Below are 22,113 nucleotides of genomic sequence, written 5' to 3'. Positions count from 1 at the left end.
TCCATCAATTGATCTCGGTGCCGGTTGCGATGGAGAGCTGGCGCATCAGAGCGGGCGTGATCTCGCCCTTCTGCGGCAGGCCGCGGCTCGCTTCGAAACGGCGGATTCCCGCACGCGTTGCTTCGCCGAATACGCCATCGGCTTTCACCGGGCCGAATTTCAGCTGTTCGAGCGCCCGCTGCACCGCAGCGACGCGCGGCGAGGCCACGATCGACGGCTGATTGCTGGCGCGCATGGCGGCCAGCACCTGCGGATTGGGGCGGCCCGTGGGTTTAAGCCCCGCGCCGATCTCAAAATCGAAAATCGCCGCTTCCGTTTTCGGGCCGAAAACCCCGTCGGCTGGACCGTCATAAAGACCGCGGCGCGACAGTTCGGCCTGAACCTCGCGCACTAGCATGTTCGGATCTTCCTGGGTCGCGGCCGGCTGCGGCGCTGTCGGCGCAGCGGCTATGGGAGCTGCGACGGGACGTGGGGCGGGAGCCGCCATGGGCGCTTCGCGCCGGATGGTGGCCGCGCTTTGCAGGAACAGCGCATTGACGCCGATCGCCAGCGCGACTGTGGCGGCCAGGAACAGCGCGAAACTGTCGAGCGGACGCTCGCGGACAATCGCCGGCATTTTCAGATTGAAGCCGGACTCTTCGTAGACCGGAGTGCGGCGGCGGCGGGATGCGGTCTTCTTCTTCGCCATGTCTCTTACCCGATAGCAGCCCGCCGCTCACGCTGCGGCGGAAGGATTTGGGTTGCGGGGGATGTGCGGATGTCTCCGCGGTCACGCGGCAGGCGCACGATGACGCACGTGCCCTTGCCGATTTCGCTTTTCACGTCGAAGCCGCCATCGTGAAGGCCGATCAGGCCCTTCACAACCGACAGGCCGAGGCCCGTGCCTTCATAGGGGCGGTCATAGGACGAACGCGCCTGGAAGAAGGAGTTGCCGATATGCGGCAGATCCTCAGCGGAAATGCCGACGCCGGTGTCCGCGACTTCGATGCGAACGGAGGTCTGTTCCTCATGCGCCGAGATGCGCACTTCACCGCCCGCGGCCGTGAACTTGATGGCGTTCGACAGAAGATTGATCAGGATTTGTTTGCAGGCGCGCTTGTCGGCGACGAGATCGGGCAGCCCTTCGGGAATATCCGCAACGAGGCGCACCGCGGCCTTGTCGGCTTTCAGCGCAAAGAGCTGCAGGCACGACGAGACGACCGGGCGGAACGAGAAAGGCTCGGCGACGATCGAGAAATTGCCGCTGTCGATGCGCGACATGTCGAGGATCGCGTTGACGACCGACAGAAGATGCAGGCCCGATTCATGAATCAGGCGTGCATATTCGAGCCGGCGCTTCTCGTCGACCTTTCCAAGCTCTTCATGCGCCAGAAGTTCGGAGAAGCCGATGATCGCATTCAGCGGTGTGCGCAGTTCATGGCTCATACTCGCCAGGAAACGGCCCTTCGCCGCTTCGGCGGTATCGATATCGCGGCGCACCGGCACAGGCGGCGCGCTGTCCCCAGCCGTGGCAGGCACCGCGGGTGCAACGCTGCGCTCGGCCGCAATGCGCGTGACGGTCAGCACATGGCCAACTTCATCGAGTTTGTCGGAGGGCCGGCAATTCATGTCGACATGCACGAAAGACGGCGGCGCGCCGTAGGGCGCATCGATCACATCCTTGCGCATGCGGATCTCGGCCGACGATGCGACGCCCTGCCCGGCTTTGTTCAGCGCGGTGAGATAGGCTGGACGGTCGGCGACGTGCACGCGCTCGAACAGGCCGCGGCCAAGGAGTTCGTTTGCGCCCGTGCCGATCACTTTGGAGGCGGCAGGCGATGCAAACATCACCGCGCCGCTTGGAGCATGGCGCGTGATGAGATCGGACATGGAGCCGGCGAGAAGCTCATAGTGCGCGTTATTGCTGATGCGCACGCGCGCCATTGCGCGCTGCACGCTGTCCCAGCGAAGCGCAAGCCCGGTCGCATAAAGAAGCGCGCCGAGCGCCGACAGATAGTTCAAAGATACAGATGACGGCGCGGTCGCGCCTGGCAGGCCGGCAGCATGGAGGCCGAGAAGAAGAACGATCGCGAGCGCTCCGGCGCCGAGCGAGGCGAAGATGACGCGGCGCGAGCCGGACAAAGCCGCCTCGAACGAAAGAAGCGGAAGCCAGATCAGCGCAAAGGAGGAAAGCCCCCCGCTCACACCGGCGACGGCGACGATGATGCCGGCCAGCGAAGCCGCCGACAGGAAATGGGCGCGTTCGAGATTGCCGGTACGTGCAAGGTCGAGCGCGGTCAGGATCGGCAGAACCAGCCAGGCGAGAACCGCGATCTCGGCCGCGGACGGCGCACCGCCGCGCAGAAGCAGCGCCAGCGGGAAAACGGTGAATGCGATGATGCCGCCCGTCAAATGGGCGAGAATGAAGCTGCGATGGCGCGCGGCCGCCACCTCATCGGCAGCAGCCGAGTGATGGACGAAGCCCGCGAAATATTCGCCGATCGCCGAGAAAGACGCCATGTAACGCAACGCTACCCGGGGCGCGCACAGCGCCCACTGCTCCCACGCAACAGGCCGCGAATATGGCAGGCCGCGCTTAAGCGAACGCTAAAATGAATGGGCGTGATCCGGACTTAGGCTCGTTTGCCTACAATTTTAGGCAAATTTGCCCCTCCGGTTTGGCCCGGTTTTTAGGGGCTTTGTGGAACACTTGGCCTCGAAGCCGGTTCATCCGGACACGAGGAACCTCGTCCATGATGTTCATTTTGCGTGCAATTTTCTGGCTGGCGGTGGTTTCCGCCTTCCTCCCGTCGCGCCATGAAGGCGAGCCCGGCTATGGCGAACAGGCCGGCCGGATGGTCGGCGCCGCCATGGACTATTGCGCCAAAAACCCGGGCGAGTGCGTCGGAACCGCCAAAGCGACGGCCGATGCGATCCGGATTCCGGCCGATTTCATCCTGCGCGCCCAGCAGAATATGGCCCCGGCCCCGAGCCGCCCGGTCGTTCCGCAGCCTCTGCCCCGCCCCGCTTCGCTCTGATAGCCGGGGCCGCTCCAATTTGAGGGCCGCCCTGTTCTTTTGGGGTTTCAGACGACATATTCCGCCCCAATGAGTATCGACGACATCATCGAATCCTTTGGCCTTCTCGACGATTGGGAAGACCGCTACCGCTATCTGATCGAGCTCGGGCGCGACCTGCCGCCCTTCCCCGACAGCGCGCGCACCGCGGCCAACAAGGTCGAGGGCTGCGCCAGCCAGGTCTGGCTTGAGACGCGTGTCGGCCCCGGCCCCGATCCCGTATTGACCTTTGTCGGCGACAGCGATGCACATCTCGTCAAAGGCTTGGTCGCAGTTCTGCTTGTGCTTTATTCCGGCCGCCCGGCCTCCGAAATCCGGTCAACGGATGCGCTACAGGTTCTCGACGGACTTGGCCTCAGGGAACATCTGACGCCGCAGCGCTCAAACGGCCTCCGATCCATGGTCGGCCGCATCCGCGCTGAGGCCGAACGCGCCCTCGCCGCGGCCTGACCTGTAACCCCAAAAACAAAAACGCCGCCCGAAGGCGGCGTTTTCCGATTCAGCAGACAGGGATCAGCCGCGTTTACGGCGCTGTTGGCCGAGGCCCATTTTCTTGGCGAGCTGCGAGCGCGCCTGGGCGTAATTCGGAGCAACCATCGGATATTCGGCCGGCAGGTTCCAGCGCTCGCGATATTCCTCGGGCGTCATATTGTACTGCGTCCGCAAATGCCGCTTTAGCGATTTGAACTTCTTCCCGTCATCCAGGCAGATAATATAGTCCGGCGTGATCGACTTCTTGACCGGCACGGCGGGCTTCAGCGCCTCCGACGGTGTCTCAACCACACCGTTGGAAACGCGCAGCAGAGCCGAATGAATTTCGCTGATGAGCGAAGGAAGATCGGACGTCGCAACGGAATTGTTGCTCACATAGGCCGAGACGATATCGGCGGCAAGTTCGACATAGTTCGGAGAATTCGTGTTGTCCGGCATAAGAAAGCAATCCTGATATAGGCGGATACCTTGAGGAAAGAGCTTACCTCTTTCCGGCAGCCCTGAATGATCCTTGGGGCTTTGCGCCAATGCGCTGCGGCCACCCTTCGAATCTTGTGACCACCTACTTTGGAAAGGTCGTAACTCTTTCGGCGCTATCGTACAAGATGTCCTAGCATAGAATCGCATTATTTTTCGCGACAAAACGCGCAATGACTTTGAAAAGCGCTGATTTTCTAGATGTTCGCCAATTGAGTTGCTTCAGCGGACAGTAGGCGCGTTCATAAACATCTCAATAGCCAAGTCTATGGAATTGCTTGCCGTGCGGGCATCGGGACACCGGCACCGCCGCGATGGCCGTGCCCCAAAACTCAGCGCTTATTGGCTTTCGGATCGGCAGGCGGCGCATCGCCGCGCAGCAGCATGCGGAACGGCTCCGACCACTGATCGTCATCGGGTAAGCGCGCCGGTTCGTTCTCGGCCTTGCGCCCGCCGGACAGATAGGCGTCCCAGGTCAGATCCTGTTCCTGCTTCGCCGCGGGACGCTGGCCGGGCGGTGTTTCCGCCTCGGCCGGCATGCGCGGCGCACGCGCCTCGTCCGGTGGGCGGCGATCGGCCGGCGGCTGGGCCGGTTTCTGGTTTTGCGGCGGCTCGGCGCGGTCGCGCATGATCTGCTCGCGCGCTTCTTCGATCGAACGGAAACGCCTGATGCCACGCGGGCCCTCGGCCTCGATCGAACCGTCCTCGAAGAAACGGAAGCGCTGGCCTTCGATCACCCCTTCCCGGACGACCTTCGGCCCCGCTTCCACCGGCGGCGCGGCAGGCGCTTCGCGGCGGGCGGGTTCAGGTTGCGGCTTGATATCCGGTTCGGCCTGCGGCGGCCGCCTTTCGGGATCGGCGGGCGGCCGGCGTTCACCCGAAACCGGCACCTGGGGATGAGGCTGCGGCTGAAGTTGAGCGTGAGGCTGCGGCTGGGGTTGCGGCTGAGCCTGCATCGGGGGGCGCGGCGCCTCGACCGGGCGCATCACGGGCATCTGATTGCGTTCGGCCAAAAGGCCGGCGATCCGCTCGAGCGCCTTCGCCACCTGGGCCAGCGCAATGACGCCGATGCCGGAGGCCACAAGGCCCGCCGCAATATCGACCGTCGCAACGAAGTCGCCGGTCACGAGTACAAAGCCGCCCCAGGCGATCAGGAAGCCGCCGAGGAGCGAAAGAAGTCGAGTCATGCCTAGAAACTGTACCAATGGCGGCCTTTTCTCAATCCAGAGAGCAAAAATCCTTCTAGGGCGCAGCAAACCTCGGTTGCCGGGACCGCCCCAGAGCCTTAATTAGTCCCATTCCACGACCGGGAGACGCCTTGATGTCCTTCACCCTGCCCGACCTGCCTTATGCCTATGACGCTCTTGGCTCTTATATGTCCAAGGAGACGCTCGAATTCCACCATGACAAGCATCACAACGCCTATGTCACGACGGGCAACAAGCTTCTCGAGGGCACGGGTCTTGAAAACGCCAGCGTCGAAGAGGTCGTGAAGGCCTCGTTCGGCAAGAATCAGCCGCTCTTCAACAATGCCGGCCAGCACTACAACCACCTCCACTTCTGGAACTGGCTGAAGCCGAATGGCGGCGGCAAGCCCCCGGGGGCCATCGCCAAGAAGATCGATGAGGATCTCGGCGGCTACGACAAGTTCAAGGAAGACTTTATCGCCGCCGGCGTCGGCCAGTTCGGCTCGGGCTGGGCCTGGCTGTCGGTCAAGGACGGCAAATTCGTCATCCAGAAGACCCCGAACGGCGAGAACCCGCTGGTTCACGGCGCGACTCCGATCCTCGGCGTCGATGTGTGGGAGCACTCCTACTACATCGACTACCGCAATCGCCGTCCCGACTATCTCAAGGCGTTCCTCGAGAACCTCGTGAACTGGGAATATGTCGAAAAGCTCTACGGCGAGATCAAGTAATCCGGCCGGATATTACAATAAAAACGGGGCCTTACGGCCCCGTTTTCATGTTTGGATCTAGTAGTTTTCAGGCGACCACCAGGGCGGCACATCGGCGCCCGGCTCATAGCCGCGGCGGCACTGATTGTAGATCGGCCGGGCGTTGTATTTGGTCTTCAGCGCCAACATCCAGGCCTCGCAATCGCGGGCGGTACGGAAACAGCCTTCGCTGGTGTAGGTGATGTATTTCTGGCCGCCGCCGCTGCCGCGGAACGTCGCTTTGCCGCCGGCAAAGCGGCCCCACCACACGCCAGACGCCCCTTCCGGAATGCCGTCGCATTTATTGCCGTCGAAGGCGTAAGGAGACGCCGGCGCCGAACCGCCCGGACGCAGATGCAGGAAGCGGTCGGCAGCGCCCGACAACGGATTGTCCTGGGCAAGGCCGAGGCCCGCGCTCAGGGTCAGCGCGCCGAGCGCCAGGGCAAAGCTCAATTTCATACGGACACCTCAGATCTCACAACACTCAGAACGGACGCGGAGGGCGGCCCGGCCGGTAGCCGCGCCCGCACTCGTTCCATCTCGGCATATATTGCCAGTCGCTTTTCAAACGGTAGAGCCACGCCTCGCAATCCGATCGCGAGGTGAAGCAAAGTTCGGTCGTCTTGTATTCGATTCCGCCGTCATTGAAGCCCCATTTGGATTTACGGCCGCCCGAAAAGCGGCCCCACCAGAGCTTGTCGGGCCCATAGCTCGCACTCAGATCGCGGCAATCGCCATAGGACGCGCGCGGCTGGGCGGCGGCGGGTTCGTGCAGAAGCGGCAGAGCCGCAAGGGCACAGGCGGCAAACAGGGCTTTCCTCATTTCAGCCTCCATTATTATGCGGGCGCGGCGCGGTCTCGAGCGCCGCAATCTCCAGAACAAGCTTGTTGCGGATGGCCTGCGCAAAACGTCCGCGGCCATCGGCCGTCTCTACGAATGCGCCCGGCCCACCGATCACATTTTGCCGATAATACTCTTCGAGCGGCATGCCAAGCGATGGGGCGACGACGCTGCCCGGCTGCCGGATGGCGAGCGCATTGATCGTAATGCCCTTGGCCACAGCCTCGTCCCTCGCCTGGAGAATATCCCGGCCGCCGATATTGGGCCCATCGCCCGACACATCGATGACCTGGCGGCCGGCAGTAAAGGGGGCAGACCCCAACAAGCGCACACCGAAATCGAGCGCATTTGAAATGGAGTTGTAGCCGAAGGTCTTTTTGGGCGCCCCACGCAACTTCGCAGCGAAATCAGCGGCCGATGCCTCGCCATCGATCACCGTCCAGTCGACGATGATCTCCTGGCTCGACGGCGCGCCCCATTCGACGAACACGACGCCGATCCTCTGGCTGGGATTCGAGCGTATGGCCGACAGGACTTCGGGGCTCGTCAGCGCCTCGGCATAGCCCTCGCGCTGCAGCTGAAACTCTTCGGGATCGATCGACCCCGACCCGTCGGCAAGAAGGACAAGCGCCACATCGACCATGTCCTGCGCCGCCGCCGGGCGGCCGGACACCAGCGCGGCAAGGACGAGCAGAAAGGCAACAAATCTCGTCATCTAGCGACTTTAGCGGACGCCGTGAGGATAGGCGAGCCAGCCGCAGCCAGCTGTGCTAGATGGGCTCATCGGATTGGGAGACTGCAATGAGCGCGGATGGAAAGCTGTTTGTCGGCAAGAGCACCAAGCCTGAATATCTCACCTTCAAACTCGCCAACCGCCACGGCCTGATCACGGGCGCAACGGGCACCGGCAAAACGGTGACGCTGCAGATCCTCGCTGAAGGCTTTTCGAACGCCGGCGTTCCGGTTTTTGCGCCCGACATCAAGGGCGATCTTTCAGGCATCGCCGCGAAAGGCGAAGCAAAAGACTTCCTCGTCAAGCGCGCCAAAGAGATCGATCTCGATCCTTACGACAACGAAGCCTTCCCCACTTTGTTCTGGGATCTCTTCGGCGACCAGGGCACCTGCATCCGCACCACCGTTTCCGAAATGGGCCCGCTGCTGCTGTCGCGCCTTCTCAATCTCAACGACACGCAGGAAGGCGTCCTCAACATCACCTTCCGCGTCGCCGATCAGGAAGGGCTTCTGCTGCTCGACCTCAAGGATCTGCAGGCGCTTTTGACGCGTGTCGGCGAAACCGCCGAACAGCTGACGCTGCGCTACGGCAATGTGTCGAAGACCTCGGTCGGCGCCATCCAGCGCGCCCTCCTCGTTCTTGAAACGCAGGGCGGCGCCAATTTCTTCGGCGAGCCGGCGCTCAAGGTCGATGACCTGATGCGCACGACGCGCGACGGGCGCGGTTTTATCAGCATTCTGGCCGCTGACAAATTGATGCAGTCGCCGCGTCTTTACGCGACCTTCCTCCTCTGGCTGTTGTCGGAACTGTTCGAACAGCTTCCGGAAGTCGGCGATCCGGATGTTCCGAAGCTCGTCTTCTTCTTCGACGAGGCGCATCTTCTGTTCAACGATGCACCGGGCGCGCTTCTGGAAAAGATCGAGCAGGTCGTGCGCCTCATCCGTTCGAAAGGCGTCGGCGTCTATTTCGTTACGCAGAACCCGCTCGACGTTCCGGACCGCATTTCCTCGCAGCTCGGCAACCGCGTGCAGCATGCGCTGCGCGCCTATAGCCCGCGCGAACAGAAAGCGGTGAAGGCCGCGGCCTCCACCTTCCGCCAGAACCCGGCCTTCAACACCGAAGAAGCCATCACCCAGCTCGCCGTCGGCGAAGCTCTGGTGTCGATGCTTGAAGACAAAGGCGTGCCGAGCATGGTCGAAAAGACCCTGATCCGCCCGCCCTCCTCGCGCCTTGGCCCGATCACGGCAGCCGAACGCAAGGGCCTCGTCCAGAACAGCCCCGTCTCCGGCGAATACGACACGGTCGAAGATCGCGAAAGCGCCTATGAGATCCTGCAGAAGCGGTCGAAGGAATCCGCGGCGACTGTAGAAGAAGCCAAGGGCGAACCCGGCGCCGACGCGCCGGTCGGCGGCAGCATCGGGTCGATCATCGGTTCGATCTTCGGCACCAATAAAAAGCGCGGCGAACGCTTCACGCCGGGCCAGCGCGTCGCGCGCGAAGTCACCCGCACGGTGACGAACCGCGTCGCCGGACAGATTGCCGCGAGTGTCGGCAAATCGGTCGGCGGTTCGGTCGGCGGCTCGATCGGCCGCGCGGTTGTGCGCGGCGTTCTCGGCAGCATTCTGAGAAGCTGATCTCCATGAGCGATGTGAACGCCGTCCTTCAACGGATCGACGCCAATCTTCCGCAGAGCCTTGAGCGCCTTTTCGCGTTTCTGGCGATCCCGTCGATTTCGACCGACAGCACCTATCGCGCCGAATGCCGCCGGGCCGCACAATGGGCAAGCGATCAACTGTCGGGCATCGGCTTCAGCTCACGTGTTGCCGATACGAATGGCCACCCGATGGTCGTCGCGCATCGCAAGCCCGCGGGCGCCAAACGCCATGTGCTGTTCTACGGTCATTACGATGTGCAGCCGCCGGACCCTCTCGATCTCTGGCAAACGCCGCCTTTCGAGGCGCGCATGGAAGACGGCCCGCGCGGCAAGCGCATCGTTGCCCGCGGCTCCTCCGACGATAAGGGCCAGCTTCTGACCTTTATTGAGGCGGCGCGCGCCTTCATCGAAACGATTGGCGAGTTGCCGGTCGCCGTCACGGTTCTGCTTGAAGGCGAAGAAGAATCCGGCAGCCCGTCGCTGAAGCCGTTCTTCGACCAGAACAAGGCCGAGCTGAAAGCCGATCTTGCCCTCGTCTGCGATACCGGCATGTGGGACGCAACGACGCCGGCGATCACAACGCGCCTGCGCGGCCTTGTCGGCGAAGAGATCACGGTGACGACATCCGGCCGCGATCTGCATTCCGGTATGTATGGCGGCCCGGCGCAGAACCCGATCAAGGTTCTGTCGGCGCTCGTCGCATCGCTTCACGATGCCGACGGAAAAGTGCTCGTGCCGGGCTTCTATGAAGGCGTATCCGAGCTTCCCGAACAGATCGCCGCGCAATGGCGCGGCCTCGGCTTCGATGAAAAGGCTTTCCTCGGTGAAGCGGGCCTTGAAGGGGAAGCCGGCGAAAAAGGCCGCAGCGTGCTCGAAAAAATCTGGGCGCGTCCGACCTGTGAGATCAACGGCATCTGGGGCGGCTATACCGGCGAAGGTTTCAAGACCGTCATTCCTGCGCAGGCGCATGCCAAAATTTCGCTGCGTCTTGTCGGCCGTCAGGATCCGGTGGCGATCCGCGTTTCCCTCCGCAAATATCTGACAGAGCGCCTGCCCAAGGGCGCGAAGATTTCGTTCCACGAACATGGTGGCTCGGGCGCAATCGAGCTCGCCGCCGACAGCCCCGCGCTGGCGCTTGCGGCCTCGGGTCTGCGCGAGGAATGGAACAAGGAGCCCATACTGATGGGTTCGGGCGGCTCGATCCCCATCGTCGGTGCGTTCAAGAAAGAGCTCGGCATGGACACGCTGCTCATCGGCTTTGCGCTCGATGATGACCGCATCCATTCTCCGAACGAGAAATACGAGCTGTCGAGCTTCCACAAAGGTGCTCGCTCCTGGGCGCGGATTCTCGCGCGTCTCGCCGAATGGAAATGAGCCGCATCTGGCGCTTTTGCGATCTCGATCTGCCGATCGGGCCGCGGACGCTTCTGATGGGTGTCCTCAACATCACGCCCGACAGTTTCTCGGACGGCGGCGATTTTCTGGCGCCGGATACCGCCCGCATACAGGCTGCGGCCATGGCGCGCGACGGCGCCGACCTCATCGATATTGGCGGCGAGTCGACACGCCCCGGTGCGGAAAAGCTTTCCGCCGAGGACGAGATCGCGCGTGTTCTGCCGGTTCTGGAGGCGCTGCGCGGCAGAAGGCTGCCGCCCCTGTCCATCGATACCTACAAGGCGAAGACGGCGCGCGCCGCGCTGGAAGCGGGCGCCACCATCGTCAACGATGTCTGGGGCCTGCGCTATGACACCGAAATGGCGCGCGTCGTCGCCGATTTCGGCGCCGGCATCGTCCTCATGCACAATCGCGAAACCGTCGACGAGACTCTCGACATCATGGACGATGTGAAGCGCTTCCTCGATCGCTCGCTGTCGATCGCGATGACGGCGGGTATTGCCGATGACCGTATCGTCCTCGATCCGGGCGTCGGCTTCGGCAAGACGCCCCGCCAGAGCGCCGAAGTCATCACCCGCCTCGGCGAGGTGGCGGCTTTGGGCTTCCCGGTCCTGCTGGGGGCCTCGCGCAAACGCTTTATCGGCCATATTCTGAGGATCGATAATCCCAAGGACCGCCTCAACGGCACGCTCGGCGCTCATCTTGCCGGCGTTTCCAATGGTGCTGACATTATCCGCGCCCACGATATAAAACCGCATCGCGAGGCGCTCGACGTATTCGACGCCGTCCGGAGACCAGAATGAGTATCGACCGTATCGCCGTCCGCAATCTGGCGCTTTTTGCCTATCACGGCGTCTTCGAAGGCGAGGCCGAGATCGGCCAGCGCTTTTATCTCGACGTCGTCGTCGAGGCCGACCTCCTGCCCGCCTCTGCCGCCGACGCCGTCGACAAGACCGTGGATTACGCCGCCCTCGTCAAAGTCGTCAGCGACGCCTTCACCGAGAAGCGTCAGAAGTTGCTCGAGACTCTGGCCGACCGCGTCGCGGCGCGCGTCTTCGAACGCTTTCCCATCGTCAGCGCGATCGAGGTCACAATCCGCAAACCGAGCGCGCCGATCGAAGCCGTGTTCGATTTCGTCGAGATTCAGATCCGCCGCCAGCGCCATGGCTGAGGCCGCCTTAAGCTTGGGTTCCAATCTTGGCGACCGGGCTGAGGCGATCAACGACGCGCTGCGTCTTCTTGAGAAAAGCCCGAGCGTGAAGCTTGTCTCCCGCTCGCGCCTTTATGAGACCCCGCCCTGGGGCGATGAAAACCAGGACGCGTTTTTGAATGCCTGCGCACTCATTGAGACCGATCTTCCGCCGCACGATCTGTTGCGCCTGTGTCTGGACATCGAAAGGCGGCTTGGCCGCGACCGCACGACATCGCGGCGCTGGGGTCCCCGCAGGATCGATCTCGATCTTCTGTTCTATGGCGATGAGCGCATAGCGGACAATGAGCTGACGCTCCCCCACCCGCATCTGTTCGAGCGCGCTTTCGTCCTTGTGCCGCTCAGCGAGATCGCCGGCGCGCGCAGCATCTCTGGCCGCAACGTCAATGAAGCGGCCGATGCGCTCGACCGGTCGGGCGTCAGTTTGTGGGATCAGTCCGTCACGAAATGAAGACCGAGGCGCGTCTCGGTGCGCCACACGACGTCACATAAGCGCTCGGGCGTGCCGTCATCCATGCGCAGCGTCACGCGGTTCGGAACCGACAGCGTCGACGGCATCTCGGCGCAGGCGCCGGTCGCAGACAGATTGCGGATCGTGCAGGCGAAGGTGCCAATGCGGTTCGGCAAAACCAGATGCGCGCCCTTGAGGCTTCGCAACCTTGCGGCAGTACGCTTGTTGTCCGTTTCAACGCCAGCGTTCATGCCCGCAATCTAGTGCGGACGTGCTTAGCGAAAGGTTACGGAATTTAAGGGTGTAGACGTAAAGACGCCCCGGCGGGACGACACCGGCGGGACTGGCCCGCCGGCGGTATTTTTAATTCACTTCAGATGGCCGGCGAGAAGCTTGTTCATCTCGAACATCGTCACCTTGGGCTTGCCGAAGATCGGCTGCAGCTTGTCGTCGGAAATGATTTCGCGTTTGTTCGCAGGGTTCTGCAGGTTGTTCTTCTTGATGTATTCCCACATCTTGCTCACGACTTCCGAACGTGCGAGCGGCTCCGAGCCGACCACGGCAGCGAGCTCAGCCGAAGGCGTCAGCGGTTTCATGAATGCCGCGTTCGGCTTGCTTCCAGGTGTCTTGGCCATGCTCTTCCTCCAATTTCAATGTACCCGCGCCGCCGGGCGACTTGGGCGCTTACTGTGAATGTACCCGATTCCGTCATCTGAGCCCCTCTGCAAAAGGCTCATTTGGTTCACAAGTCAACAAGTCTGGCTGGGGCGCCTGGATTCGAACCAGGGGATGGCGGAATCAAAATCCGCTGCCTTACCGCTTGGCTACGCCCCAAAAGAAGGTGTTTCCGAGATAACCAAGCGCTTTGGGCGCCGCAAGGTAAAGCCGGGAAACGCGGCTTTCTTTTTACCTCCAATGAAAAAGCCGCCCGAAAAGGGCGGCTTTTTGGCGTTTTGCAAAGGTTAACTCAGCCTTTGAGGACTTCAACCAGGGTCTTGCCGAGCTTTGCCGGCGACGGCGAGACCTTGATTCCGGCCGCTTCCATGGCCGCAATCTTGTCTTCCGCGCCGCCTTTACCGCCGGAGATGATGGCGCCGGCATGGCCCATACGGCGTCCGGGAGGCGCGGTGCGGCCGGCGATAAAGCCGACCATCGGCTTCTTGCGGCCCTTCTTGGCTTCGTCCTTGATGAACTGCGCGGCGTCTTCTTCCGCCGAGCCGCCGATTTCGCCGATCATGATGATCGACTTCGTCGCATCGTCCTTCAGGAAGAGTTCAAGCACGTCGATGAACTCGGTGCCCTTGACCGGATCGCCGCCGATGCCGACAGCCGTCGTCTGGCCGAGGCCTTCATTCGTCGTCTGGAACACGGCTTCATAGGTCAGCGTGCCCGAACGCGAGACAACGCCGACCGAACCCGGCTTGAAGATATTGGCCGGCATGATGCCGATCTTCGATTCGCCGGCGGTGACGATGCCCGGGCAGTTCGGTCCGATGAGACGCGACTTCGAGCCATCGAGCGCCCGGCGCACGCGTACCATGTCGAGCACCGGAATGCCTTCGGTGATGCAGACGATCAACGGAATCTCCGCATCGATCGCTTCGAGGATCGCGTCCGCCGCGCCCGGAGGCGGAACGTACACGACACTCGCGTCAGCGCCGGTCTTGTCGCGCGCTTCCGAGACGGTGTCGAACACCGGCAGGTTCAGATGCGTCGAGCCGCCTTTGCCCGGCGAGGTGCCGCCGACGACTTTGGTGCCGTAGGCGAGCGCCTGTTCGGAATGGAAGGTGCCGTTCTTGCCGGTAAAGCCCTGAACGATGACCTTGGTGTCTTTGGTGAGGAGTACGGACATCTTACTTGGCCTCCTTCACGGCCTTGACGATCTTCTGCGCAGCATCGTCGAGGTCGTCGGCCGCAATCACGTTGAGGCCCGATTCCTTGATGATCTTCTTGCCGGCTTCGACATTGGTGCCTTCAAGGCGCACAACGAGCGGAACCTTGAGGCCCACATCCTTGACCGCCGCGACCACGCCTTCGGCAATGACATCGCATTTCATGATGCCGCCGAAGATGTTGACGAGAATGCCCTTCACTTTCGGATCGGCGGTGATGATCTTGAAGGCTGCGGTGACGCGTTCCTTGGTGGCGCCGCCGCCGACATCGAGGAAGTTCGCCGGCTCCATGCCGTAGAGCTTGATGATGTCCATCGTCGCCATGGCAAGGCCTGCGCCGTTGACCATGCAGCCGATCGTGCCGTCGAGCGCGATATAGTTCAGCTCGAACTTCGAGGCTTCGATTTCCTTTGCGTCCTCTTCCGTCTCGTCGCGCAGCGCCGCGACGTCCGCATGGCGGTAGATGGCGTTCGAGTCGAACGAGATCTTGGCGTCGAGAACCTTCAGCTGGCCGTCCTTCGTGACGACGAGAGGATTGATCTCGAGCATGCTCATGTCCTTGGCCGTGAAGGCGGCGTAGAGCTTGGTCACAAGATCGCCCGCCTGCTTGGCGAGATCGCCCGAAAGCTTCAGCGCTTTGGCGACGGCGCGGCCATGATGCGGCTGGATGCCCGTCGCGGGATCGACCGAGAAGGTCACGATCTTCTCGGGGGTGGAGTGAGCCACTTCCTCGATGTCCATGCCGCCTTCGGTCGAAACGACGAAAGCAACACGGCTCGTCTCACGGTCGATCAGCATCGACAGGTAGAATTCCTTGTCGATCGCCGCGCCCTCTTCGATGTAGAGGCGGTTGACCTGCTTGCCGGCATCGCCGGTCTGCAGCGTCACGAGCGTGTTGCCGAGCATCTCCTTGGCGGAGGCTTTCACCTCTTCGACGCTTTTGACGACGCGCACGCCGCCCTTTGCATCCGGGCTCAGTTCCTTGAACTTGCCCTTGCCGCGGCCGCCCGCGTGGATCTGCGACTTCACAACCCAGACCGGGCCGCCGAGCTCGCGTGCTGCCTTTTCGGCCTCTTCCGGCGTGAAGGCCGGGATGCCGCGCGAAACCGGGGCGCCGAATTCCTTCAGCACGGCTTTCGCCTGATATTCGTGGATATTCATGGGGAGCGTCCCCTCTCCGTGTTGTCGTTGTCATGATCGGGGCCGCTCCCCGTAAGAAGCGGCCCCTGAATTGGAATGCGTTCTGGGCGGAAACTAAATTATTCCGCGGCTTCGCGCACCTTATCGCCGGTTGCACCCGACGCTTTGATCTCATCAATGCGGCTCTTGTCGAGCTTCAGCACCTTGGTGAGGATCTCGTCGGTGTGCTCGCCCAGAAGTGGCGAACGCTCAACCTTCACGTCATTGTCCGACAGTTTGATCGGATTGCCGACGGTGATGTAGGTGCCGCGCTCCGGATGATCGACATTGACGAGGGTGCCGGTCGCATAGAGCGACTGGTCCTCGGCGATTTCCTTCATCGAGAGGATCGGGCCGCACGGAATGTCGAACTTGTTGAGGATATCCATGACCTCGAACTTGGTCTTGGTCATCGTCCACTGCTCGATCGTGCCGAAGATCAGGTTGAGCTTCGGCAGACGCTGGGCGGGCTTTGCAAATTCGGGGTCTTCGACCCATTCCGGTTTGCCGATGACTTCGCACACCTGCTTCCAGACCTGCGCCTGGGTGATGAAGTAGATGTAGGCGTTCGGATCGGTCTCCCAGCCCTTGCACTTCAGAATGCGGCCCGGCTGGCCGCCGCCCGAGTCATTGCCCGAGCGCGGAACCGCGTCGCCGAAGGGAATGCCTTCGCCGAACTGCGAGAACTCCTGCAGCGGGCCGTGCTGGAGACGCTGCTGATCGCGCATCTTCACGCGGCAGAGATTGAGCACCGAGTCCTGCATGGCGGCGAGGACGCGCTGGCCCTTGCCGGTCAGCGTGCGCTGATAGAGAGCCGTGACGATGCCGAGCGCCAGATGAAGGCCCGTGCCGCTGTCGCCGATCTGGGCGCCGGTGACGAGCGGAAGCCCGTCGCGGAAGCCCGTCGTCGAGGCCGAACCGCCGGTGCACTGGGCGACGTTCTCATAGACTTTGCAGTCTTCGAACGGGCCCGGGCCGAAGCCCTTCACCGAGGCGACGATGATCTTCGGGTTGATCGACTGAATGCGCTCCCAGGTCAGGCCCATACGGTCCAGGACGCCCGGAGCGAAGTTCTCGACCATCACGTCGCAGATCTTGATCAGCTCTTCGAGGACGAATTTGCCCTCAGGGTTCTTGGTGTCGAGCGTGATCGAACGCTTGTTCGAGTTCAGCATCGTGAAATAGAGGCTGTCGACATTCGGAATGTCGCGCAGCTGCGAGCGGGTGATGTCACCCTCGCCCGGACGCTCCACCTTGATCACATCGGCGCCGAACCAAGCCAGAAGCTGAGTGCAGGTCGGACCCGACTGAACATGGGTGAAGTCGAGTACACGGACGCCGTCTAGCGCTTTGCCCATTTTTCGGTTCCCCTTACGCTGTGTCCAGTTTCTTTAGGTTTTGTTATTTCCGGCCCGCCTCATCGAGGACGCGGGCCGGTAACGCTGATGAGTATGTACGAGGCTTGTTAGGCCTTTTTCTTACCGACGACCGATTGCGGGTTGAGGTTTCCGATATTGCCGGATTCGGAGCCTGCTTCGGGATCGATGACGGCGTTGATGAGGGCCGGCTTCTTTGAGTTCATGGCCTCATCGACCATGCGCTTCAGCTCGTCGGGGCTCGTGGCGTAATAGCCCTTGCCGCCGAAGGCCTCCATCATCTTGTCGTAGCGCGCATCCGGCACAAACACCGTGGTGCCCGGATCGCGGCCCGTCGGGTCCTTGTCGATGCCGCGATAGATGCCGTTATTGTTGAAGATGACGATCGTCACCGGCAGCTGGTAGCGGCAGATCGTTTCGACTTCCATGCCTGAGAAGCCGAAGGCGCTGTCGCCTTCGACCGCCAGAACCGGAAGACCGGTCTCGACGGCCGCTGCGATCGCAGAACCCATGCCGACGCCCATGACGCCCCAGGTGCCGACATCGAGGCGCTTGCGCGGCTTGTACATATCGATGATGCCGCGGGCCAGATCGAGCGTGTTGGCGCCCTCATTGACGAGGATCGCGTCCGGACGCTCCTTGATGACCTGCTTGAGGGCACCCAGCGCCGAGTGGAAGTCCATCGGCGAGGAGTTCTTGCCGAGCTTGGACGCCATCTTGGCGATGTTCTGCTCTTTCTTGTCGTTGATCGTCTTGACCCAGTCGGCCGGCGGCGCCTGCCACTTGCCGTCGATCGCCTTGTTCAGCTCGTTCAGAACCGAGCCGATATCGCCGACGAGCGGCGCTGCGATCTCGATATTCGAATCCATTTCCTTGGGCTCGATATCGATCTGGATGAACTTCTTCGAGCCCTTCGGGCCCCACTGCTTGCCCTTGCCGTGGCTGAGCAGCCAGTTGAGACGGGCGCCGACGAGAACGACGACATCCGATTCCAGAAGAGCGGTGGAGCGGGCAGCACCGGCCGACTGCGGATGGTTGTCCGGCAGAAGACCCTTGGCCATCGACATCGGCAGGAAGGGAATGCCGCTCTTCTCGACGAAGGTACGCACTTCCGCATCGGCCTGCGCATACGCAGCACCTTTACCGAGAATGATGAGAGGCTTCTTTGCGCCCTTCAGCACATCGATCGCACGCTTGACGGCATCGGGGCCCGGGATCTGGGCCGGGGCCGCATCGATCACCTTCACAAGGCTCTCAGTGCCCTTCGAGGCTTCGAGAACCTGGCTGAAGAGTTTGGCCGGCAGATCGAGATAGACGCCGCCCGGACGGCCCGACACCGCCGCGCGGATCGCGCGGGCAACGCCGATGCCGATGTCTTCGGCGTGCAGAACGCGATAGGCCGCTTTGCAGAGCGGCTTTGCGATCGCCAGCTGATCCATCTCCTCATAATCGCCCTGCATCAGGTCGACCACTTCGCGCTCCGAGGAGCCCGAGATCAGGATCATCGGCCAGCAGTTTGTGGTGGCGTGAGCCAGAGCCGTCAGGCCGTTGAGGAAGCCCGGCGCCGACACCGTCAGGCAGATGCCCGGCTTCTTCGTCAGAAAGCCGGCGATGGCAGCCGCGTTACCCGCGTTCTGCTCGTGGCGGAACGAGATGACGCGCATGCCGTTCGCCTGCGCCAGACGTCCAAGATCGGTGATCGGAATACCCGGGACGCCGTAGATCGTCTCAATGCCGTTCAGCTTCAGCGCATCGATGACCAGATGGAAGCCGTCCGTCAACTCCTGCTGGCTCTCGGCGTTCGCAGCCAATTCTTTTACCGTCTCCACAGCCGTCACCATGGACGTCCTCCTTCAAAAATCGTTGCCGTCGCCTCTTCGGGGGCTTAGCGCAGGCTCGCCCATAGCCGAATTGGCCCTTGAATGCCACCGTAATCGGACAGGCCCGAACCCGGACTGTAACGATTGCGGAGGCACCCCCTCCCCCTCCCGCGTACGGGCCTTAAACCGGCCCTTTACTCGGGAAAAACTCCATGCCGTTCGACATGCGTGCCGAGCCCCAGAGTGTGCTCGCGCACCAGCCGTTCCGCCCGGTCGCCATCGCGCGCTTCAAGCGCGGCGATGATCCCCGCATGCTCGCGCCGCGAGGTCTCAAAGCGGCCCTCCTGGCGGATCGACACCGCCCGGATCGCCCGCATGTGCAAAATAAGATTGTCCGACAGATCCATGATCTGCTTGTTGCCGCCGAGCCGGATGATGGCCTGGTGGAAGGCGACGTTCTTCTCCGAATATTCGGAGACATCGTCTTCGCTCTCATCGCCGCCATAGACGCGCTTCAGCTGAACGAGGTCCTTGTCACTGGCGCGCGCTGCCGCCAGCCGTGCCGACATGCTCTCAAGCGCTGCCCATACGGTAATGAGTTCGAGGATCTGCGCCTTGGTCTTGCGGACCACAAAAATGCCGCGCCGCGGCACCGAGCGCACAAAGCCCTCTTGTTCCAGAAGTGTAATGGCTTCGCGGATGGGCGTGCGCGACACGCCAAGCTCCGCCGAGAGCTGGCGCTCATCAAGGCGGATCGGCTGCTCGGAGCCGTAAATGTCCATGCCCATGATCGCCTTCTTCAAGGCGTCATAGGCCAGAACCCGCAGGCTGACATTGACGCCCAAGGGCTCCACATGGAGCTTCGGTGACGCAAGCTGCTGCAAAAGATCAAAATTCCCACGGGAACGCGCCCTTTAAAAGCCTGCCTCAAACGGGCGGCCGCGGGACGCGATGCGCGCATATGGTCTACTGTATGCCACAGCCCCACGCAATCAGATTCACACCAATGTCATGCGGCTCTGGGCGCCTTTTTGCCAAGCCTCGGAACGGCCTTGAGATTCGCCAAAACCCCAAGAGCCTCAACGGGTCCCGCACCCTGCCCTGTCCGGTCTTTGACGTCAAAAAGACCAGCCCGAAGGGCCCCAACTGGGTGGGCTAAGGGGTATTGCGGAGGGACCGGAAAGACGCCCCGGACGCAAGGGATTTGCAGTCCTCTGCCGATCCTCCGTCCCCTCGCCCCTTAGCCGGGGTTCGGCCGAATATAAGGGGGCAACAGCCCCCGTTTCCGGCCTTTGGTTTGACAGGGGACCGGCCCGCCCTCACCCTTCTGCGGTCATACGAACACGGCACAAAGACTTGGACCGCGGCTCTCTTTTTCTGCCGGACCCTCCCAACAGCGAGGTTCGGCTGGCAAGGGTCGGTCAAGCAAGACCGTGACGTCTCAGCTAGCGGAGAACTCCGATGAAGGTCGCCGAACTCCTGAGGAAGAAGGGCACGCGCATTCTGACGGCGCGCATGGACGAGCCGGTCGAGACGGCGGCGCGCCTCCTCAGCAAGGAGAATGTCGGGGCGCTGGTCGTCAAGGACTCGGTCGGCACCGAAGGCGACACGATTGTCGGCATGTTCTCCGAGCGCGATCTTCTGCACGCCGTCGTCGAGCATGGCGCGGCCGCACTCAAAAAGCCGGTCTCGGCTCTGATGTCGCGCAAGGTCATCTCCTGCCATCCGAACGATGATCTCAAAATCGTGCTCGAGCTGATGGACCGCCATTATGTGCGCCATCTGCCCGTCATCGACGGTACAACGCTTATCGGCGTCGTCTCGATCAGAGACTTCATTGCGCTCCGCCTTGAGGAGTTGGCTGGCTGAACCTCGCTGTTGCGAGGGTTCAGCAACCAAAAATCGGAGCACAGGCTCAAAACAAAAAGCCGGGCGCTTGCGCGCCCGGCTTTGTCGTTACGTTGTCTGACGTCGATCAGACGGCTTTGGTCTCAACCTGACCGTCATCCTCGTCGGCGCCGCCCTTCTTGCCGAGCAGGCGGCCGAGAAGGAACGAGATCGCCGGCCAGAACAGCATCAGCAGCGCGAGCGTCACAAGACCGCCGACAAGCCAGTTCGACCAGAAGACCGTGAGGTCGCCCTGGCTGACCAGCATGGCCTGACGGAAGGCCGATTCAGCCATATCGCCAAGCACCAGCGCCAGAACCAGAGGCGCCAGCGGATAGTTCAGCTTCTTGAACACGTAACCGAGCAGGCCGAAGAACAGCATGACGGCAACGTCGCCGAACGCATTGTGCACCGTGTACGCACCGACCGCGCAGATCACGAGGATCACGGGAGCGATGATCGAGAACGGAATGCGCAGGATCGAGGCAAACAGCGGCACCGTCGTCAGAACGACGAGAAGGCCCGCGATATTGCCGAGATAGATCGAGGCGATCAGACCCCAGACGAATTCCTTCTGTTCGACGAACAGAAGCGGACCCGGCTGAAGACCCCAGATCAGAAGACCGCCGAGCATGACGGCCGCCGTCGGCGAGCCGGGAATGCCGAGCGTCAGCATCGGGAGCAGAGCCGAAGTACCGGCGGCATGCGCCGCGGTCTCGGGCGCCACAACGCCTTCGAGTTCGCCCGTGCCGAAGAACCGGCCACGCTTCGAGAAGCGCTTGGCCAGACCGTAGGACATGAACGAGGCCGGCGTTGCGCCGCCCGGCGTGATGCCCATCCAGCAGCCGACGACCGCCCCGCGGATGATCGTCGCCCAATGCTGCGGGATCTGCTTCCAGGTCTGCCAGACAACGGTCGGCGAGATCGTCGCCGACTTGCCCTTGAACGACAGTCCTTCTTCGATCGTCAGCAGAATCTCGCCGACGCCGAACAGGCCGATAACCGCGATCAGGAAGTCAAAGCCGCGCAGCAGCTCGACCGTGCCGAACGTCATGCGCAGCGTGCCCGTCACCGAGTCGAGACCGACCGCGGCAAGAGCAAAGCCGAGCATCATCGCCGCCAGAACCTTGAACGGCGATTCCTTGCCCATGCCCACGAAGGAGCAGAAGGTCAAAAGATAGACGCCGAAGAACTCGGCCGGGCCGAATTCAAGCGCAAAGTCCGCGATGATCGGCGCAAGGAAGGTGATCAGAAGGACCGCCACCGTGCCGCCGAGGAAGGACGAGGTGAAGGCTGCTGTGAGCGCTTCGCCGGCCCGTCCCTTCTGCGCCATCGGATGGCCGTCAAAGGTCGTCGCAACAGACCAGGGCTCGCCCGGAATGTTGAACAGGACCGAGGTGATCGCGCCGCCGAACAGCGCGCCCCAATAGATCGACGACAGCATGATGATCGCCGACACCGGCGACATCGAGAATGTCAGCGGCAGAAGGATGGCAACGCCGTTGGCGCCGCCAAGACCCGGCAGCACGCCGATGAGAACGCCCAGTGTGACGCCGAGGAACATGTAGAAAATGTTCCACGGATCGCCGAGAACGCCGAAGCCTTCAATGAGTGAGTATAACGCGTCCAAGACCCCCTCCGGAGCGCCGGTCCTGCCTTAAGGGCTGAAGGACTTCTAGTGGCGCTGTTCTTTTGTGAAACTCAAATGACGCCG

The 22,113-nt window shown here is 62.2% G+C and carries 24 protein-coding genes and 1 tRNA gene; 9 read left to right on the top strand and 16 right to left on the bottom strand.

What is annotated here, in order from left to right; translation table 11 throughout:
• Positions 1 to 4 precede the first annotated feature (4 nt).
• Complete coding sequence (locus IZ6_RS05040; protein WP_222876909.1) at positions 5 to 688, bottom strand: peptidoglycan-binding domain-containing protein; 684 nt, start codon at positions 686 to 688, stop codon at positions 5 to 7.
• A 5-nt stretch (positions 689 to 693) separates the two neighbouring features.
• Entirely contained in the window at positions 694 to 2,499 is a 1,806-nt protein-coding gene (locus IZ6_RS05035; RefSeq protein WP_222876908.1) for a PAS domain-containing sensor histidine kinase, read from the bottom strand.
• A gap of 233 nt (positions 2,500 to 2,732) precedes the next feature.
• On the opposite strand from IZ6_RS05035, the gene IZ6_RS05030 reads away from it, so the two are divergent.
• Together IZ6_RS05030 and IZ6_RS05025 are read left to right on the top strand one after the other, a co-directional pair.
• Positions 2,733 to 3,017: a hypothetical protein gene (locus tag IZ6_RS05030; RefSeq protein WP_222876907.1), complete on the top strand. Its 285-nt coding sequence runs from the start codon at positions 2,733 to 2,735 to the stop codon at positions 3,015 to 3,017.
• A gap of 69 nt (positions 3,018 to 3,086) precedes the next feature.
• On the top strand, positions 3,087 to 3,506 hold the full coding sequence (locus IZ6_RS05025; protein WP_222876906.1) for a SufE family protein: 420 nt from the start codon (positions 3,087 to 3,089) through the stop codon (positions 3,504 to 3,506).
• A 63-nt stretch (positions 3,507 to 3,569) separates the two neighbouring features.
• On the opposite strand, the gene IZ6_RS05020 is transcribed toward IZ6_RS05025, so the two are convergent.
• Both IZ6_RS05020 and IZ6_RS16025 read right to left on the bottom strand, forming a co-directional pair.
• Positions 3,570 to 3,986, bottom strand: coding sequence for a Ros/MucR family transcriptional regulator (locus tag IZ6_RS05020; protein ID WP_222876905.1), 417 nt, complete (start codon positions 3,984 to 3,986; stop codon positions 3,570 to 3,572).
• A 371-nt stretch (positions 3,987 to 4,357) separates the two neighbouring features.
• Positions 4,358 to 5,212: a hypothetical protein gene (locus IZ6_RS16025; protein WP_222876904.1), complete on the bottom strand. Its 855-nt coding sequence runs from the start codon at positions 5,210 to 5,212 to the stop codon at positions 4,358 to 4,360.
• Between the two features lie 134 nt (positions 5,213 to 5,346).
• Here IZ6_RS16025 and IZ6_RS05010 point away from each other — a divergent pair, with 134 nt between their 5' ends.
• Complete coding sequence (locus IZ6_RS05010; RefSeq protein WP_222876903.1) at positions 5,347 to 5,943, top strand: superoxide dismutase; 597 nt, start codon at positions 5,347 to 5,349, stop codon at positions 5,941 to 5,943.
• Between the two features lie 57 nt (positions 5,944 to 6,000).
• Here the strand turns inward: IZ6_RS05010 and IZ6_RS05005 are convergent, their stop codons facing one another.
• From IZ6_RS05005 to IZ6_RS04995, 3 genes are read right to left on the bottom strand one after another with little or no spacing between them, the layout of a single operon-like run.
• Positions 6,001 to 6,420 carry a hypothetical protein gene (locus IZ6_RS05005; RefSeq protein WP_222876902.1) on the bottom strand — a complete coding sequence of 140 codons (420 nt, stop codon included), beginning with the start codon at positions 6,418 to 6,420 and terminating at the stop codon, positions 6,001 to 6,003.
• Positions 6,421 to 6,445: 25 nt separating this feature from the next.
• Positions 6,446 to 6,784 carry a hypothetical protein gene (locus IZ6_RS05000; protein WP_222876901.1) on the bottom strand — a complete coding sequence of 113 codons (339 nt, stop codon included), beginning with the start codon at positions 6,782 to 6,784 and terminating at the stop codon, positions 6,446 to 6,448.
• Between the two features lies 1 nt (position 6,785).
• Positions 6,786 to 7,517 (bottom strand): DUF1194 domain-containing protein, encoded by a 732-nt coding sequence (locus IZ6_RS04995; protein ID WP_222876900.1) that lies wholly within the window; start codon positions 7,515 to 7,517, stop codon positions 6,786 to 6,788.
• An 86-nt stretch (positions 7,518 to 7,603) separates the two neighbouring features.
• On the opposite strand from IZ6_RS04995, the gene IZ6_RS04990 reads away from it, so the two are divergent.
• From IZ6_RS04990 to folK, 5 genes are read left to right on the top strand one after another with little or no spacing between them, the layout of a single operon-like run.
• Positions 7,604 to 9,169, top strand: coding sequence for a helicase HerA-like domain-containing protein (locus IZ6_RS04990; protein ID WP_222876899.1), 1,566 nt, complete (start codon positions 7,604 to 7,606; stop codon positions 9,167 to 9,169).
• 5 nt (positions 9,170 to 9,174) lie between these two features.
• A complete protein-coding gene (locus IZ6_RS04985) occupies positions 9,175 to 10,563 on the top strand; it encodes a dipeptidase (protein WP_222876898.1) in 1,389 nt (462 codons plus the stop codon).
• Positions 10,560 to 11,387 (top strand): dihydropteroate synthase, encoded by an 828-nt coding sequence (gene folP, locus IZ6_RS04980; protein ID WP_222876897.1) that lies wholly within the window; start codon positions 10,560 to 10,562, stop codon positions 11,385 to 11,387. The genes IZ6_RS04985 and folP overlap by 4 nt, the downstream gene beginning before the upstream one ends.
• Positions 11,384 to 11,755 (top strand): dihydroneopterin aldolase, encoded by a 372-nt coding sequence (gene folB, locus IZ6_RS04975; RefSeq protein WP_222876896.1) that lies wholly within the window; start codon positions 11,384 to 11,386, stop codon positions 11,753 to 11,755. The genes folP and folB overlap by 4 nt, the downstream gene beginning before the upstream one ends.
• Before the next feature lie 13 nt (positions 11,756 to 11,768).
• Positions 11,769 to 12,245, top strand: a complete 477-nt coding sequence (gene folK / locus IZ6_RS04970) for a 2-amino-4-hydroxy-6-hydroxymethyldihydropteridine diphosphokinase (protein WP_263971511.1) — start codon at positions 11,769 to 11,771, stop codon at positions 12,243 to 12,245.
• Here the strand turns inward: folK and IZ6_RS04965 are convergent.
• The 8 genes from IZ6_RS04965 to IZ6_RS04930 form a co-directional block, all read right to left on the bottom strand.
• Positions 12,227 to 12,496, bottom strand: coding sequence for a PilZ domain-containing protein (locus tag IZ6_RS04965; protein ID WP_222876894.1), 270 nt, complete (start codon positions 12,494 to 12,496; stop codon positions 12,227 to 12,229). The two genes, folK and IZ6_RS04965, sit on opposite strands and share 19 nt — an antisense overlap.
• Before the next feature lie 117 nt (positions 12,497 to 12,613).
• Complete coding sequence (locus tag IZ6_RS04960; protein ID WP_222876893.1) at positions 12,614 to 12,880, bottom strand: SWIB/MDM2 domain-containing protein; 267 nt, start codon at positions 12,878 to 12,880, stop codon at positions 12,614 to 12,616.
• Between the two features lie 124 nt (positions 12,881 to 13,004).
• Positions 13,005 to 13,079 (bottom strand) — tRNA-Gln (locus IZ6_RS04955).
• A gap of 133 nt (positions 13,080 to 13,212) precedes the next feature.
• Entirely contained in the window at positions 13,213 to 14,097 is an 885-nt protein-coding gene (gene sucD, locus IZ6_RS04950) for a succinate--CoA ligase subunit alpha (RefSeq protein ID WP_222876892.1), read from the bottom strand.
• 1 nt (position 14,098) lies between these two features.
• Positions 14,099 to 15,298, bottom strand: coding sequence for an ADP-forming succinate--CoA ligase subunit beta (gene sucC, locus IZ6_RS04945; RefSeq protein WP_222876891.1), 1,200 nt, complete (start codon positions 15,296 to 15,298; stop codon positions 14,099 to 14,101).
• 98 nt (positions 15,299 to 15,396) lie between these two features.
• Positions 15,397 to 16,674, bottom strand: a complete 1,278-nt coding sequence (frc, locus tag IZ6_RS04940; protein ID WP_222876890.1) for a formyl-CoA transferase — start codon at positions 16,672 to 16,674, stop codon at positions 15,397 to 15,399.
• A gap of 107 nt (positions 16,675 to 16,781) precedes the next feature.
• Positions 16,782 to 18,533, bottom strand: coding sequence for an oxalyl-CoA decarboxylase (oxc, locus tag IZ6_RS04935; protein ID WP_222876234.1), 1,752 nt, complete (start codon positions 18,531 to 18,533; stop codon positions 16,782 to 16,784).
• A 173-nt stretch (positions 18,534 to 18,706) separates the two neighbouring features.
• A complete protein-coding gene (locus IZ6_RS04930) occupies positions 18,707 to 19,396 on the bottom strand; it encodes a GntR family transcriptional regulator (protein ID WP_225873963.1) in 690 nt (229 codons plus the stop codon).
• A 577-nt stretch (positions 19,397 to 19,973) separates the two neighbouring features.
• On the opposite strand from IZ6_RS04930, the gene IZ6_RS04925 reads away from it, so the two are divergent.
• Positions 19,974 to 20,381, top strand: coding sequence for a CBS domain-containing protein (locus IZ6_RS04925; protein WP_222876233.1), 408 nt, complete (start codon positions 19,974 to 19,976; stop codon positions 20,379 to 20,381).
• Between the two features lie 106 nt (positions 20,382 to 20,487).
• Here IZ6_RS04925 and IZ6_RS04920 read toward each other — a convergent pair whose 3' ends face one another.
• The gene (locus tag IZ6_RS04920; protein WP_222876232.1) at positions 20,488 to 22,029 is read right to left on the bottom strand and encodes a tripartite tricarboxylate transporter permease; all 1,542 of its coding nucleotides are present in this window, start codon (positions 22,027 to 22,029) and stop codon (positions 20,488 to 20,490) included.
• Positions 22,030 to 22,113: the final 84 nt, after the last annotated feature.

It is taken from the genome of Terrihabitans soli (assembly GCF_014191545.1).
GTDB lineage: Bacteria > Pseudomonadota > Alphaproteobacteria > Rhizobiales > Methylopilaceae > Flaviflagellibacter > Flaviflagellibacter soli.
The sequence above is the reverse complement of the archived record's forward strand: the minus strand, read 5'-3'. Positions and strand labels throughout refer to the sequence as shown.